The organism is Pseudomarimonas arenosa, from assembly GCF_014841215.1.
In the GTDB taxonomy this organism is placed as follows: domain Bacteria; phylum Pseudomonadota; class Gammaproteobacteria; order Xanthomonadales; family Xanthomonadaceae; genus Pseudomarimonas; species Pseudomarimonas arenosa.
In genome coordinates this window covers 81,053-95,168 of record NZ_JACYTR010000004.1, presented here as the reverse complement: position 1 = coordinate 95,168, position 14,116 = coordinate 81,053, and the positions used below count along the sequence as shown (strand labels likewise).

16 protein-coding genes are annotated in these 14,116 nt (G+C 62.9%); all 16 read left to right on the top strand.

Translation table 11 applies throughout. The features are described from left to right. Complete coding sequence (locus IFO71_RS03180; protein WP_192028083.1) at positions 1-531, top strand: flagellar basal body-associated FliL family protein; 531 nt, start codon at positions 1-3, stop codon at positions 529-531. Positions 532-533: 2 nt separating this feature from the next. Then, positions 534-1,547: a flagellar motor switch protein FliM gene (gene fliM / locus IFO71_RS03175; RefSeq protein WP_192028082.1), complete on the top strand. Its 1,014-nt coding sequence runs from the start codon at positions 534-536 to the stop codon at positions 1,545-1,547. Between the two features lie 29 nt (positions 1,548-1,576). Next, the gene (fliN, locus tag IFO71_RS03170) at positions 1,577-1,906 is read left to right on the top strand and encodes a flagellar motor switch protein FliN (RefSeq protein WP_192028168.1); all 330 of its coding nucleotides are present in this window, start codon (positions 1,577-1,579) and stop codon (positions 1,904-1,906) included. Next, entirely contained in the window at positions 1,903-2,253 is a 351-nt protein-coding gene (gene fliO / locus IFO71_RS03165) for a flagellar biosynthetic protein FliO (RefSeq protein ID WP_192028081.1), read from the top strand. Before fliN ends, fliO begins: the two co-directional genes overlap by 4 nt. Further along, positions 2,250-3,047, top strand: coding sequence for a flagellar type III secretion system pore protein FliP (gene fliP / locus IFO71_RS03160; RefSeq protein WP_192028080.1), 798 nt, complete (start codon positions 2,250-2,252; stop codon positions 3,045-3,047). Before fliO ends, fliP begins: the two co-directional genes overlap by 4 nt. After that, positions 3,044-3,313, top strand: coding sequence for a flagellar biosynthetic protein FliQ (locus tag IFO71_RS03155; RefSeq protein ID WP_192028079.1), 270 nt, complete (start codon positions 3,044-3,046; stop codon positions 3,311-3,313). The genes fliP and IFO71_RS03155 overlap by 4 nt, the downstream gene beginning before the upstream one ends. A gap of 116 nt (positions 3,314-3,429) precedes the next feature. Beyond that, entirely contained in the window at positions 3,430-4,221 is a 792-nt protein-coding gene (fliR, locus tag IFO71_RS03150) for a flagellar biosynthetic protein FliR (protein WP_192028078.1), read from the top strand. 3 nt (positions 4,222-4,224) lie between these two features. After that, positions 4,225-5,352 carry a flagellar biosynthesis protein FlhB gene (flhB, locus tag IFO71_RS03145; protein ID WP_192028077.1) on the top strand — a complete coding sequence of 376 codons (1,128 nt, stop codon included), beginning with the start codon at positions 4,225-4,227 and terminating at the stop codon, positions 5,350-5,352. A gap of 24 nt (positions 5,353-5,376) precedes the next feature. Beyond that, positions 5,377-7,449 (top strand): flagellar biosynthesis protein FlhA, encoded by a 2,073-nt coding sequence (gene flhA / locus IFO71_RS03140; RefSeq protein ID WP_192028076.1) that lies wholly within the window; start codon positions 5,377-5,379, stop codon positions 7,447-7,449. Positions 7,450-7,486: 37 nt separating this feature from the next. Further along, a complete protein-coding gene (gene flhF / locus IFO71_RS03135; protein WP_192028075.1) occupies positions 7,487-8,740 on the top strand; it encodes a flagellar biosynthesis GTPase FlhF in 1,254 nt (417 codons plus the stop codon). Then, positions 8,727-9,602, top strand: a complete 876-nt coding sequence (locus IFO71_RS03130) for a MinD/ParA family protein (protein ID WP_192028074.1) — start codon at positions 8,727-8,729, stop codon at positions 9,600-9,602. Before flhF ends, IFO71_RS03130 begins: the two co-directional genes overlap by 14 nt. A gap of 3 nt (positions 9,603-9,605) precedes the next feature. Then, a complete protein-coding gene (locus IFO71_RS03125) occupies positions 9,606-10,337 on the top strand; it encodes an RNA polymerase sigma factor FliA (RefSeq protein WP_192028073.1) in 732 nt (243 codons plus the stop codon). Between the two features lie 24 nt (positions 10,338-10,361). After that, positions 10,362-10,751 carry a chemotaxis response regulator CheY gene (gene cheY / locus IFO71_RS03120; protein ID WP_192028072.1) on the top strand — a complete coding sequence of 130 codons (390 nt, stop codon included), beginning with the start codon at positions 10,362-10,364 and terminating at the stop codon, positions 10,749-10,751. After that, positions 10,748-11,344, top strand: a complete 597-nt coding sequence (locus tag IFO71_RS03115) for a protein phosphatase CheZ (protein WP_192028071.1) — start codon at positions 10,748-10,750, stop codon at positions 11,342-11,344. The genes cheY and IFO71_RS03115 overlap by 4 nt, the downstream gene beginning before the upstream one ends. Positions 11,345-11,514: 170 nt before the next feature. Then, positions 11,515-13,266 (top strand): chemotaxis protein CheA, encoded by a 1,752-nt coding sequence (locus tag IFO71_RS03110; RefSeq protein ID WP_192028070.1) that lies wholly within the window; start codon positions 11,515-11,517, stop codon positions 13,264-13,266. 104 nt (positions 13,267-13,370) lie between these two features. Beyond that, positions 13,371-14,111, top strand: a complete 741-nt coding sequence (locus IFO71_RS03105; RefSeq protein ID WP_192028069.1) for a flagellar motor protein — start codon at positions 13,371-13,373, stop codon at positions 14,109-14,111. Positions 14,112-14,116: the final 5 nt, after the last annotated feature.

Below are 14,116 nucleotides of genomic sequence, written 5' to 3'. Positions count from 1 at the left end.
ATGGCCGCCAAACCAGGAAAGAACTCTGCAAAGGACGCCCCCGCTGCCGTGAGCGGCAAGAAGAAGCTCATCCCGATCATCATCGGCGCGGTGCTGGTGGCCGCTGCGGCCGGCGGTGGCGCCGCGTTCTTCCTGAGCCGACAGGCAGCGCCGGCACAACCAGGTGCTGAGGTGCCGGCCGATGGCAATGGCGATGCGCCTGTACCCACTGGCAAGACAGAATATCTGGCCTTGGATCCGCCCTTCGTGGTCAATCTGGCCGATCCGGGCGGCGATCGCTACCTGCAGGTTGAAGTGCAGTTGATGACCCGCGACCCGGAGGCCAAGAAGAAGATCGAGGCGCACCAACCGATCATTCGCAATCGCTTGCTGATGCTGTTCTCGCAACAGACAGTGGACGGTGTACGCACACGTGAGGCCAAGGAAGCACTGCAGAACGACGCCCTGAAAGAGGTCCAGGACGTGTTGAACGAGGCCACCGGCTCCACGGTGGTGGAATCGGTTTTCTTCACCAGCTTCGTGACGCAGTAGCCATGGGCGCCGACCTGCTCTCGCAAGACGAGATCGATGCCCTTCTCCACGGCGTCGACGCAGGCGATGTTGAAACCGAGGCTGCGCCAGTCGACCCCCATGAGGTACGCAATTTCGATCTAGCCAGTCAGGACCGTATCGTTCGCGGTCGGCTGCCGACGCTGGAAATGATCAATGAACGCTTCGTTCGTCTGTGGCGCGTCGGCCTGTTCAACTTGCTGCGACGCTCCACCGAGCTATCGGTGCGCGGCATCGAACTACACAAGTTCATGGACTATGTGCACACGCTGTACGTCCCGACCAACCTCAACCTGGTCAAGCTCAAACCATTGCGTGGTACGGCCCTGATCCTGTTCGAGCCCAAGTTGATCTTCACCGTGGTGGACAATTTCTTCGGCGGCGACGGGCGCTACCCGACCAAGATCGAAGGTCGAGAATTCACCCCGACGGAAATGCGGGTGATCCAGCTACTGCTGCGGCAAACCTTCGAGGATCTGCAGGAAGCCTGGGCCCCGGTGTTGAGGGTCGAGTTCGAGTATCTGAACTCCGAGGTCAATCCGCATTTCGCCACCATCGTCAGCCCGCGCGAATACGTGGTGGTAAGCCGCTTCCACGTCGAACTCGAAGGCGGCGGTGGCGAGCTGCACGTGACCTTGCCGTACTCGATGATCGAGCCGATTCGTGACCTGCTCGATGCCGGCGTGGCCAGCGATCGAGTCGAGCGTGATGAAGGCTGGGTCACCGCGATGAACGAGCAGATCTGCGAGGCAGAGGTGGAGTTTTCCTGCACCCTGGCAGAATTGCGCAGCACCCTGGGACAAGTACTGAACTACAAACCTGGCGACATCATTCCGCTGGACCTGCCTGACCAGGTACCGCTGTCAATCGAGAAGCAACCGTTGTTCTATGGCAAGTTTGGCAGCTCGCACGGCAAGTGCGCCGTGCAGATTCAACGTGCGGTTCCACCGGTTCGCACCATGACCCAACTCGAACTCACCAAAGCGAGAGCATTATGAGCGGCGAAATGAGCGAAGCCGAACGGGCAATGTGGGGCGACCTGTCAGAGCAGGTGGCCAAACCGGCCGACAGCGGCAGCAGCGGTGGCGAAAAGAAAGACCTCAACCTCGATGTCATCCTCGATGTACCGGTCACGGTGTCATTGGAAGTCGGTCGTGCACGGATGCCGATCCGCAACCTGCTGCAACTCAACCAGGGATCGGTGGTCGAACTCGAGCGTCAGACCGGCGAGCCTTTCGACGTGTACGTCAATGGCACGTTGATCGCCCACGGCGAGGTGGTGGTGGTGAACGAGCGCTTTGGCATCCGACTGACCGATGTGATCAGCCCGGCCGAACGGGTCAAACGCCTCAAGTGAGCAATGGCGGCGCCACAGTAGAAGCCAGCAGCAGCCTGGGCGCCCTCGGCGCCTCCCTGCTCGCCCTGATTTTTGTTGTTGCACTGATCTTGCTGCTGGCCTGGCTGATTCGCCGCCTGCCCGGCATTCAGATGCGTGGTCACAGTCAGCTGCGCGTGGTCGCCAGCCTCAGTCTGGGTGTGCGGGAACGGGTGGTCGTGGTGGAAATCGGTGAACAGCAATGGGTGCTGGGCGTCACCGCAGAACAGGTCGCCCTGATCGATCGACTGGACCCGCCGCTGCCCAGCGAGCCGGCAGCTGACTTTTCCAAGGTGCTGGCCCGATTCGGCAGCAAGGACAAGCCATGAAGTGGCTGACCGCGGCCTGGATTGGCCTGGCCTGCCTGATTTGCCTGCTGCCGCTCGACCCTGCCTGGGCGCAGGCGGCGCAGGATCCGACCTCGGCGACCACACAGCCTGCCGCCAACCCAGTTCTGCCCGATATCACGGTGGCCCGGGTCGGCACCCAGGACGTGAGCCTGTCGTTGCAGGTGCTGCTGGTGATGACCTTCATCACCCTGCTTCCGGCGGTGTTGCTCAGCATGACCGCCTTCACCCGCATCATCATCGTATTGGCCCTGCTGCGTCAGGCACTGGGCACCGGACAGACGCCGAGCAATCAGATTCTGCTTGGCCTGGCCTTGTTTCTCACCCTGCTGGTGATGATGCCGACCTTGGATGTGGCCTGGGAGGCTGGCATTCGCCCCTACCTCGACGGTCAACTCGACGCGCGCGCCGCCTTCGATGCTGCCATCGCTCCGTTTCGCGCCTTCATGTTCGCCCAGGTACGCGAGCGCGATCTGCTGATGTTCGCCGGCCTCGCCGGAAGTACCGGTTATGCCGGCCCGGAAGACGTTCCCCTGCACATCCTTGCCGCCTCCTTCCTGACCAGCGAGCTGCGCACGGCATTTGAGATTGGCTTCCTGTTGTTCATTCCTTTCGTGGTGATCGATCTGGTGGTGGCCAGCGTGCTGATGTCGATGGGCATGATGATGATGTCGCCGATGCTGGTCTCGGCACCGTTCAAGATTCTGCTGTTCGTGCTGGTCGATGGCTGGATCCTGGTGATGGGCTCGTTGGCAGCGAGCTTTCGAATGCCATGACGCCCGATCAAGCCCTCACTGAATTGCGACTCGGGTTGGAGACGGCCCTGATGATCGGCCTGCCCCTGCTGCTCACGGTGCTGTTCATCGGCGTGATCGTCGGCGTGGTGCAGGCTGCAACCCAGGTCAATGAGCCGACCATCGCCTTCGTGGCCAAAGCGATCGCCCTGGCGTTCGTGCTGGCCGCAGGCGGCAGTTGGCTGCTCGGCAGGCTGGTCGATTTCGCCTCGGCCTTGATCCAGCGAATACCGCAGCTGGTCAGTTAGCCATGCCTGGGAGTGGAAGCAGGTGTTGGGATGGTGGACCGCAGGCCCACCCTACGCCACGCCATTGTAGGGTGGGCGTGTCGCCCACCTTCGATGGAGCTCAAGGTTAGCCGCTGATGGATGCCACCACGCCGGTGCTGATCGGTGGCCTCTTGCTGATGGGCTTTGTCAGCGAAGTGATCTGGGCCTCGCTGCGCCTGGGGGCAATGCTGATGGTGGCGCCGATCGTCGGCACTCGCGCCCTGCCGGGACGGATTCGCCTGATCGTGGCCCTGTCGCTGAGCTGCGTTGTGGCGCCCTTGATCGAAAGCCCGCCGCTGACGCAATTCGACGGCCGCACCATCGTGGCGATCATCACCGAGATGGCCATCGGCATGTCCATGGGCTTTACGCTGCGCGTCGCCTTCGAGGCCGCCGCCCTGGCCGGCGAGCTGGTGGCCCAAGGCATGGCACTGTCGTTTGCACAGCTGGCCGACCCGCTGCGCGGCGGCGCCACCTCGGGCGTGGTAGGCATGTGGTTCTACATCGGCTTTGCCCTGTTGTTCCTGGCCTTTGATGGTCATCTCGCCATGCTGCGCATGATCATCGATAGCTACAACCTGGTGCCGATCGGCGGCAGCGTGCCCGATCCGGTGAAGATGGTTAGCGGGGCGCCGCGTTTTCTGGCCATTGCCCTGATCACCGGTGTGCAGATCGCCCTGCCCTTGATGATGGCGATGGTGGTGGTCAATCTGGCCTTTGGCGTGCTGGGTCGCGCCGCGCCGGCCTTGAACCCGATCGCCGTCGGCCTGCCCGCCGCCCTGACCGTGGGCATGCTGCTGATGGCGGTGTTGGTCACCGAGCTTACCGAGCCGGCACGCCTGCTGTTTGACCAGGCCTTCAATGCCGCCGCCAGCCTGCTGGAGTGACGCATGGCACAAGGCGAAGACACCGGCCAGGACCGCACCGAACAACCTACCGAAAAGCGCCTGCGCGAAGCCCTCGAGCAGGGCCAGGTACCGCGTTCGCGCGAGCTCTCCACAGCCGCGGTGTTCGGCGCCGCGGCGATCACCTTCTTTGCCTTTGGTGGCTGGATGGGGCAACGCGCAACCATCTGGCTGTCCGACTATCTGACCAATTTTCACGAGGCACGCAACGATACCGCGCGGCTGTCGACCCACTTTTTCGTCGCCTTGGGCGATCTACTCTGGATCGCCGCCCCCATAGCCTTCGCCTGCCTGTTGGCCGGCTTTCTCGCCCCCTTCTCGCTGGGCGGGCTGTCCTGGAGCAACAAGCCACTGTCACCCGACTTCAGCAAGCTCGATCCGATCAAGGGATTGAAGCGCATCTACGGCCGCGAGGGCCTGGCCGAATTTGCACGTTCCCTGCTGCGGGTGGCGGTGATCGGTGGGTTCGGCGGTTTCGCCATCGCCGAGATCGCGCCTGGCCTGGTGGCGTTGATGCATGAGCCGCTGGAAGCAGCGGTAGTCCATGGCTTCAACCTGGCGCTGTCGATCGTGGTGGCGATGGCAATCGGACTGCTGCTGATTGCCGGCCTTGATGTGCCCTATCAACTGTGGAGCCATCGACAACGTCTGCTGATGACACGACAGGAACTGCGCGATGAGCTGAAGGAAAGCGAAGGCAGCCCGGAGGTGAAGGGCAAGATTCGCCGGCTGCAGCAGGAAGTTGCGCAACGCCGCACGATGGAGGCCATTCCCAACGCCGACGCGGTGCTGGTCAACCCAACTCACTACGCGGTCGCCGTCGAGTACAAAGCCACCAAGATGCGTGCCCCACTGGTAGTGGCCAAGGGCATCGACGAGGTCGCCGCGAATATCCGCAAGGTGGCCGAGCAACACCGCATCCCGATCGTTTCTTCCCCACCCCTGGCACGGAGCTTGTATAGACAAGTTCCGATTGGCCGGGAAATTCCGGTCACCCTGTACGCCGCCGTTGCCCAGGTGCTGACCTACGTCTACCAACTGAAGCAATGGCGCCGCCATGGTGGGCGCTATCCGGAAATGCCGCCGATCCAGATTCCCGACGATCCGAAGTAACGCATAACCCAGGTGGACAATCGGATGGCAGCACAACTGACGGTTTTCGATCGCGCTCGCAGCGCGGTGCGTCAAGGATTCGGCGCCCCCCTGCTGTTGCTGGCCTTGCTTGGCATGGTCGTGCTGCCACTGCCGACGCCGCTGCTGGACGCCCTGTTCACCTTCAACATCGCGCTGTCACTGGTGGTGTTGTTGGGCGTGATCTACATCCAGCGTCCGCTCGATTTCACCATTTTCCCCACCGTGCTGTTGGTGGCCACCCTGCTTCGATTGGCACTCAACGTGGCGTCCACACGTGTGGTATTGCTCAACGGCCACGAAGGCAGCCACGCAGCCGGCCAGGTGATCGAGGCCTTCGGTGAGTTCGTGATCGGCGGCAACTATGCCGTCGGCATCGTGGTGTTCGGCATCCTTACCATCATCAACTTCGTCGTCATCACCAAGGGTGCCGGACGCATCTCTGAAGTGTCGGCGCGCTTCACCCTCGACGCCCTGCCCGGCAAGCAGATGGCGATCGACGCCGATCTCAATGCCGGCCTGTTGTCACGCGATGAAGCCAAGGCCAGACGCGAGGAGGTGCGCGAAGAAGCGGACTTCTACGGCTCGATGGACGGTGCCAGCAAGTTCGTTCGCGGCGATGCCATCGCCGGCATCCTGATTCTGTTCATCAACCTGATTGGCGGCCTGCTGATCGGTGTGCTGCAGCACGACCTCAGCTTCACCCAGGCGGCGCAGATCTACGCCCTGCTGACGATCGGTGACGGTCTGGTGGCGCAGATTCCGGCCCTGCTGATTTCGACCGGTGTGGCCATGCTGGTTACGCGCATTTCGCGGCCGCAGGACATGACCGAAACGATCATGAAGCAGATGCTGGGCTCGGAGCGTGCGCTGGGCGTAGCGGCGCTGGTGATGGTGGTGATCGGACTGATCCCGGGCATGCCCAACCTGCCGTTTCTGTTGCTCGGCCTACTGCTGGCCTTTGGCAGCTGGAAACTCTTCAAGCGCAACGAGGATGCCAAACGGGAAGCACTGGCACCGCCCCCGCCGGACGCCGCCAAGCAGCCAGCCCCCGAGCTCAGCTGGGACGATCTGGCACCGGTGGACCCACTTGGCATCGAGGTCGGCTACCGCCTGGTGCCCCTGGTGGAACGCAAGAATGGCGGCGAGTTGCTGAGCCGAATCAAGGGCGTGCGCAAGAAGCTGACGCAGGACATAGGCTTCCTGATCCCACCGGTGCACATTCGCGACAATCTCGAGCTGCCGCCGGCCAGCTACCGAATTCTGGTGCACGGCGCGGCCATCGCCTCGGGCGATATCCATCCTGATCGCGAGATGGCACTGGACCCGGGACAGGTTTTTGGCAAGCTCGACGGTATCCCCGCCAAAGATCCGGCATTTGGTCTCGACGCCGTGTGGATTCTGCCGGTGCAGCGGCCTGAGGCTGAAGGTCTGGGCTACACCGTGGTCGATCCGGCGACGGTTATCGCTACCCATCTTTCACACCTGATCCGAGAACACTCGCACGAGTTGCTGGGCCACGAGGAAGTGCAGCAGCTGCTCTCCACATTGGCCAAGACCTCACCCAAGCTGGTCGAAGACCTCACCCCGCGCGCCATGCCGGCAGCCACCATCGCCCGCGTACTGCAGAACTTGCTGGTCGAGCGCGTGCCGATTCGTCATTTCAAGCGCATCGCCGAGGCCTTGGTCGAACACGCGCAAACCAGCACCGATGCCGGTGACCTGACCGCCGCCGCCCGCGCAGCAATGGGGCGTTTCATCGTGCAGGAGATCAATGGTCTGGCACCCGAATTGCCGATCTACACCCTGGCACCGAACCTGGAACGCATTTTGCAGGAGTCAGTCGCAGGCAGCAGCACAGCGCTGGAACCGGGTTTGGCCGATCGCCTTAACCAGAACCTGGCCGATGTGGTGAAACGCCAGGAGGCCTTGGGCCAACCGGCGGTGCTGCTGGTGCCAGGGCCGGTGCGTCCGGTGCTGTCACGCCTGGTGCGGCATAGCGTGCCGCAGTTGTCGGTTCTCGCCTATCACGAGATTCCCGATGACAAGCGATTGAAGTTGATAGGACAGGTCGGCTGAGTGCCGATTGGAACGCGGTGATCGAGAGGAAGTCGCCATGAAGATCAAACGATTCGTTGCACCGGACATGCGAACGGCCTTACGCATGGTGCGCGAGGATCAGGGCCCCGACGCGGTGATCCTGTCCAGCAAGAAGCTCGATCACGAAGGATTTGAGGTGGTGGCGGCCACCGACTTTGACGAGAGCCTGGCGCGCCACACCTATCTCGCCGATCAGACCGATACCCGACGCCTGCCGACGCAGATCAGTCCCGATCTGATGACCAGTGAGCAAAAGCGCAGCAAGCCGGTGGAAGCGCCGAAGCCAGCACCCGCGCCAGCCCCGGTCAAGACCCTGGTGGCCAAGCAGGCAGCTGCAGACCCCGCTACTGTGGCCTGGCGTGATCAGGGTTCGCTGGCCGATCTTCGGCGCGAACTGAGCAGCATGCGCGAGCTGCTCGAGCGGCAAGCGGTGAGATTTTCCGAAGAGCGTCTGCGCGGCGTTGCGATTCGCTCAATCGTGCTCGATGAACTCCTGTCCTACGGCTGCGATGGCGATCTGGCACGCTCGATCGCCACCGCCATTCCAGCCGATGCCGATCGCGGCCGTGCCCGCGGAATCATGCTCGGATTGCTGGCGAAGTCACTGGTGGTGACGCGTCGGGAGGCGATCCAGGATGGCGGTATCCTTGCCTTGATCGGCCCGACCGGGGTCGGCAAGACCACCACCATTGCCAAGTTGGCAGCGCGTTACGCTCACCATCACAGCGCCCGCGACGTGGTGCTGGTCACCACCGACACCCAACGGGTCGGCGGTCGCGAGCAATTGGCCACCTTTGGCCGTGTGCTCGGCCTGCCGGTGATCGATATCGACCGCACCGAGAATCTGGCGCCGGCGCTGGAGCGATTGAACGACTATAAATTGATCCTGATCGACACCCCAGGCTTCAGCCAACGCGATGTCGGTCTCGCCACCCAGCTCGGCTGGCTGCGTGCCGCCGGCCGCGTGCGTTGCTTCCTCACCCTGCCGGCCACCTCGCAAATGGCCGATATCGACGAAGTGGTGCGCAAGTTCCGCTGTGCCGAGCCGGAAGGCTGCGTCCTGACCAAGATCGATGAGACCGGATGCCTGGGTTCGGCACTGTCGGTTTTGATCCGGCACCGACTACCGGTAGCCTATGTCACAGACGGCCAACGCGTGCCGGAAGATATTCATCGCGCCGAAGCGCACCGATTGGTGTTGCGCCTGGGCGAACTCAAACGGGCCGGCGAATCGGCCAGCGAAAGGGAGAGCAACCATGCTGCCGCATGAGCCGAATGCACCAGGCAATCTGCATCTGGCCTCGCCACCGGCGCGCAAGCCGGTGCGCACCGTGGCCGTCACCGGCGGCAAGGGCGGCGTCGGCAAGACCAGCGTAGCGGTCAACCTGGCGCTGTGTCTGGCCGAGTCCGGGCACGACACGCTGTTGCTCGATACCGACCTCGGACTGGCGAATGTTGATGTCCTGCTCGGCTTGTCGCCGAAGTTCACCCTGGCCGATGTGGTTTCGGGCCGCTGCAGCATCGAGGAAACCATCCTCACCGGGCCGAAGGGCCTGATGGTGGTGCCTGCGGCATCGGGCAAGCGCCATATGACCGAACTCAGCGCCGCAGAACACGTCGGCTTGATTCGTGCGTTCTCCGAGCTGGAACGTCCGCTCGACACCATGATCATCGATACTGCCGCCGGTCTCGGTGACAGTGTGCTGACCTTCTCGCAGGCCGCTCACGATGTGCTGGTGGTGGTCTGCAATGAGCCGGCCTCGATCACCGACGCTTACGCACTGATCAAAGTGTTAAGTCGTGAACGCGGCGTGAGCCGGGTCCACGTGCTGGCCAATATGGTGCGCAGCAGCGGCGAGGGTCGCGAGCTCTTTGATAAACTGTCGCGAGTGACGGACAAGTTCTTGCAGGTAAACCTCAACTTCATCGGAGCCATTCCGTTCGATGAGTGGATGCGCCGGGCAATTCAGCGTCAGCAGGCCGTGGTACAGGCTTATCCAGCCAGCGCCGCGTCGATGGCGTTCCGCGCCCTGGCGCAACGTATCGACAAGTGGTCGGCACCGATGGTGCCGCGAGGCGATGTCGAGTTCTTTGTCGAGCGCATGCTGCCGGGAACCGGAGCTGCGGCCTGAGGCATGAGCGCCCCCTCGCTCTACCGCGATGCCTCCAAGGCAAGCACGAGCGACTTGGTCACCCGCCACGCCGACCTGGTGCGTCGTATCGCCCACCACGTAGCGGCCCGACTGCCGCCCAATGTCGAGGTCGAGGACCTGATCCAGGCCGGCATGGTCGGCCTGATAGAGGCTGCGCGGCAATTCGACCGCAGCGCCGGCGCGTCATTCGAAACCTACGCTTCGATTCGTATCCGCGGCGCCATGATCGATGAGATCAGGCGCGGTGACTGGATCCCGCGCTCCGTGCATCGCCGGGTGCGCGAAGCCGCTGAAGCCACTCGGCAGATCGAACAGCGCGAAGGTCGGGCCGCCAATGCCGGCGAAGTGGCTCAGGCCCTGGGCATAAGCCTGGATGACTACGGTCGACTGATGGAGGGCGCTGCTCGCGGCCACGTCCTGAGCTTGGACGATGACGAAGACCATCGCACCGAGTCGCGCAGCACTGAACACGCGCCGGCCGCGCATCAGGCCATTGAGGCCGCCGAATTCCAGCAGCAACTGGTCGATGCGATCGATAAACTCCCGGAACGGGAAAGATTGATACTCTCGCTTTACTATGAGCAGGAACTCAATCTACGCGAAATTGGTGCCGTCCTTGGTATAACTGAGTCCCGGGTGTGCCAGGTGCATGGCCAGGCCATGGTGAGGTTGCGGGCCAGGCTGCAGGATTGGCGCGAACATGTTTCGACTTGAACCTTTCAGCTTGCGGAGTGCCACGTGAACAAGAACATGCGCATACTGATCGTCGACGACTTCTCGACGATGCGCCGAATCGTCAAGAACCTGTTGAACGATCTCGGGTTCAGCAATACCGCCGAAGCTGAAGACGGCAATGCCGCGCTGGCCGCCCTACGCGCCAGCAAGTTCGACTTCGTCGTTACCGACTGGAACATGCCCGGCATGACCGGCATCGAGCTGCTGAAGCACATTCGTGCCGACGCCGCCTTGGCCAAGCTGCCAGTGCTGATGGTTACCGCCGAAGCCAAACGCGAGCAGATCATTGAGGCCGCGCAGGCAGGGGTGAATGGCTACATCATCAAGCCGTTCACGGCGGCCACCCTGCAGGAAAAGCTCAACAAGATCTTCGAGCGATTGGAGGCCGCGTGAGCGCCTCGGGCGGGCGTGAGGAGCTCGTCCATCGCCTCCAGGGCGCCCTCACTGCGCTGGAAGCCAACGACGAGGCCAACTTCCGCAAGGAAATCGGCGCCATCGCCGAATTGCGTGCCAGCCCGGTGATGATCGCCCTCGCCCGCCTGGCGCGCGAATTGGGTGAAACCCTGGGTTCGCTCAATGTGGCCGACCCATTGTTCGCCGAGCTGCCCGACGCCTGTGCCCGTCTTGAGCACGTCGTCAAGATGACCGAGGACGCTACCCACCAGACCCTCGATCTGGTCGAACGCTCACGCGAAGTGCTGGCCGCGTTGCCGCCCGAACTGGCGCCAGAAGCGCTAGGCGAGGTGCGCAAGAATCTGTCTGAGGTCGCCCTGGCCCAGGCCTACCAGGATCTCACCGGCCAGATCATCAAACGTGTGGTGGGTGTGGTCGGGCGTGTCTACGATGCAGTGGCGGCGTTCGGTATCGACGTAAACACCCTGCGACCCGACAACAATGGCTTGGCGGGCCCAGCAGTCAAAGGCGTCGACACTCATGCCGTCTCCCAGGACGACGCCGACGATTTGCTGAGTCAGTTGGATCTGTGACCGAGACATGCCGATCGACATCGCACAGCAGGAGGTTCGACAACGCCCAGTGCGCTCGAACTCTCTGAGCGATTGCCTACCGAGCCCCCGACTCCGGGGACCGAACAAGTGATACAGCGCACCCAACAGAACTAGCTAGCGCATTCCAGCGCCGGGAGGTAGATCCACCCATGAGCGACATGATGGATGACATCGCCCAGGATTTTCTGATCGAAGCGCAGGAAATTGCCGCCCGTCTGGGCGAAGAGCTGGTCTCGCTTGAACGCAGCCCTACCGATTCCGAGCTGCTGAACGCGGTGTTTCGCGGCTTTCACACCATCAAGGGCGGCGCAGGATTCCTCAATCTGAAACCGATGGTGGAACTGTGTCATGCGCTGGAAGAACAGTTCGGTGAAGTCCGCGCGGGCAAGCGCCTGCTCGATCCCGAACTCTGCGACGGTGCCCAGGAGGCGCTCGATCATGTAGTGCGGATGCTCGCGGAACTCGGCGCTGGCGTGGAATTACAGCCGGCACCCGATGGTCTGATGGTACGTCTGGCCCGCGCTGAAGCAGGAGGCCCGCCCGCTCCGGCTGCCGCCGCCACGCCCACCGCTGCCAAGAGCGAAGACATCACCGAACAGGAATTCGACCAGCTGCTCGACCACCTGGCCGGCAAGGGTCCAGCGCCGACAGCGCCTGTTGCCAACAGTGCAACGCGAGCAGCACCGCCGGCACCGTCCAGGCGCGCAGCGGCGGCTGCCAAGAGCAAGCCCTCGGAAGCCACCAAGGAAGTGGGCGTCGAAACCACGATCCGCATCGACACCAAGCGGCTGGACGCCATCGTCAACCTGGTCGGCGAATTGGTGCTGGTGCGCAATCGACTGAAGACCTTGCGCGGCGGCAGCCGGCGCGACGATGAAGTCGATCGCGTGGTCGCCTCGCTGGACGTCAGTGTCACCCGCTTGCAGAGCGCGGTAATGAAAACCCGCATGCAACCGGTCGGACGGGTGTTCTCGCGTTTTCCCAAGGTGGCCCGCGATGTCGCCCGTGCGGTGAAGAAAGAGGTTGAGCTGGAACTGCAGGGCGCCGAAACCGAGCTGGACCGCACTCTGGTCGAATCCCTGGCCGACCCGCTGGTGCATCTGGTACGCAACGCCATCGACCACGGCGTCGAAGCGCCGGACGTGCGCGAGCGGGTGGGGAAACCGCGCATGGGCAGGGTGGTACTGGCTGCGCGTCAGGAAGGCGACCATATTGCAATTGAAGTGCGCGACGACGGCGGCGGCATCGATCCCGAGGTGATCAAGACCAAGGCCAGAGAGAAAGGACTGATCGATGCCGATACCGCGGCGCGACTCGGGCCCGAGGAGTGTCTGCAGCTGATTTTCCTGCCCGGCTTTTCAACCAAGGCCGAAGTCACTGACATTTCCGGTCGCGGCGTCGGCATGGACGTGGTGCAGTCGAAGATCCGCGAGTTGAATGGACGGGTCACGATTCACTCCAAACTGGGCGAAGGCTCGCGCTTCCTGATCCGGGTGCCGTTGACCCTGGCCATCTTGCCGGCCTTGCTGGTGCACACCTGCGGCCGGGTATTTGCCCTGCCCCTGGCCAGCGTGCAGGAGGTGCTGCCGTTTCAGCCGGAGATGCTACGTTGGGTCGATGGCCGCGAGATTCTTGATCTGCGCCAGCATCCGCTGCCGCTGATCTTCCTGCGACGCTGGCTCGGCGAACCGCCGTCTGAAAGCACCTCGCATGTGGTCCTGCTGGTCACAGGCGAGGGGCTTCTGGGCCTGGTGGTCGATCAGGTCCGCGGCCGCGAAGAGGTGGTCATCAAACCACTGCCCCGTTCGCTGCGTGAAGTGAAAGGCCACGTCGGGGCGACGCTGACCGGCGATGGTCGGATGGCACTAATCTTGGATGTAGATGCATTGGCGCATAGCTGACAAGGCTGGCGTCAGGTTTCCGTCGCAGGCGAAACGCATAACACAGGGAAGGCGCTGCACGGTATCCGGTTCAAGCCAACGCTTTGGGGGTCGATAAACAGCACATGGACGTCTTGACCATCATCGGCTTGCTGTTTGGCGCCGCGGCCATCGTCGGTGGCGCGGTGGCCAAGGGCGCCAGCGTGGCGTCGCTGATCAACAGCGCCGCCTTCCTGATCGTGATCGTCGGCACCTTCGCGGCAATCCTGGTCCACACGCCCATGCGCACCTTCAAGCGCGCCTGGATGATCCTGCCCTGGATCGTCCGACCGCCTCCGAGCCAGGCCATCCGGCTGACCGCGCAGATCGTCGACTGGAGCAATATCGCGCGGCGCCAAGGGCTGCTCGGCCTGGAAGCGGAGATCCAACGCTCCTCTGATCCGGTGGTGCGCAAAGGCTTGCAGATGCTGGTCGATGGCCTGGAGCCCGACGCCATTCGCACCATGCTTGAAATCGAGGTCGGCAGCCAGGAGCAACAGGAGCTGGCGGCTGCCAAGGTGTTTGAGGGCATGGGCATCTACTCGCCGACGCTGGGCATCATCGGCGCCGTGCTCGGCTTGATGGCGGTGATGAAAAACCTGGCCGATCCCAGCGCGCTGGGCCCCGGTATTGCCGCCGCGTTTACCGCCACCATCTATGGCATCGGTGCGGCCAACCTGTTTTTCCTGCCGGTCGCCGCCAAGCTCAAGGACATCATCCATCGACGGATCAACGAGCGTGAGCTGCTGATCGAAGGCCTGATTGCCATTGCCCTGGGCGAAAATCCACGCAACATCGAGGCCAAACTAAGCGGCTTTGGCCACTAGGGCAG

Bases quoted from the DNA above. Each gene is read 5' to 3' on its own strand.
- IFO71_RS03180 (WP_192028083.1), top strand. From the start codon at position 1: ATGGCCGCCAAACCAGGAAAGAACTCTGCAAAGGACGCCCCCGCTGCC.
- fliM (WP_192028082.1), top strand. From the start codon at position 534: ATGGGCGCCGACCTGCTCTCGCAAGACGAGATCGATGCCCTTCTCCAC.
- fliN (WP_192028168.1), top strand. From the start codon at position 1,577: ATGTGGGGCGACCTGTCAGAGCAGGTGGCCAAACCGGCCGACAGCGGC.
- fliP (WP_192028080.1), top strand. From the start codon at position 2,250: ATGAAGTGGCTGACCGCGGCCTGGATTGGCCTGGCCTGCCTGATTTGC.
- IFO71_RS03155 (WP_192028079.1), top strand. From the start codon at position 3,044: ATGACGCCCGATCAAGCCCTCACTGAATTGCGACTCGGGTTGGAGACG.
- fliR (WP_192028078.1), top strand. From the start codon at position 3,430: ATGGATGCCACCACGCCGGTGCTGATCGGTGGCCTCTTGCTGATGGGC.
- flhB (WP_192028077.1), top strand. From the start codon at position 4,225: ATGGCACAAGGCGAAGACACCGGCCAGGACCGCACCGAACAACCTACC.
- flhA (WP_192028076.1), top strand. From the start codon at position 5,377: ATGGCAGCACAACTGACGGTTTTCGATCGCGCTCGCAGCGCGGTGCGT.
- flhF (WP_192028075.1), top strand. From the start codon at position 7,487: ATGAAGATCAAACGATTCGTTGCACCGGACATGCGAACGGCCTTACGC.
- IFO71_RS03130 (WP_192028074.1), top strand. From the start codon at position 8,727: ATGCTGCCGCATGAGCCGAATGCACCAGGCAATCTGCATCTGGCCTCG.
- IFO71_RS03125 (WP_192028073.1), top strand. From the start codon at position 9,606: ATGAGCGCCCCCTCGCTCTACCGCGATGCCTCCAAGGCAAGCACGAGC.
- IFO71_RS03110 (WP_192028070.1), top strand. From the start codon at position 11,515: ATGAGCGACATGATGGATGACATCGCCCAGGATTTTCTGATCGAAGCG.
- IFO71_RS03105 (WP_192028069.1), top strand. From the start codon at position 13,371: ATGGACGTCTTGACCATCATCGGCTTGCTGTTTGGCGCCGCGGCCATC.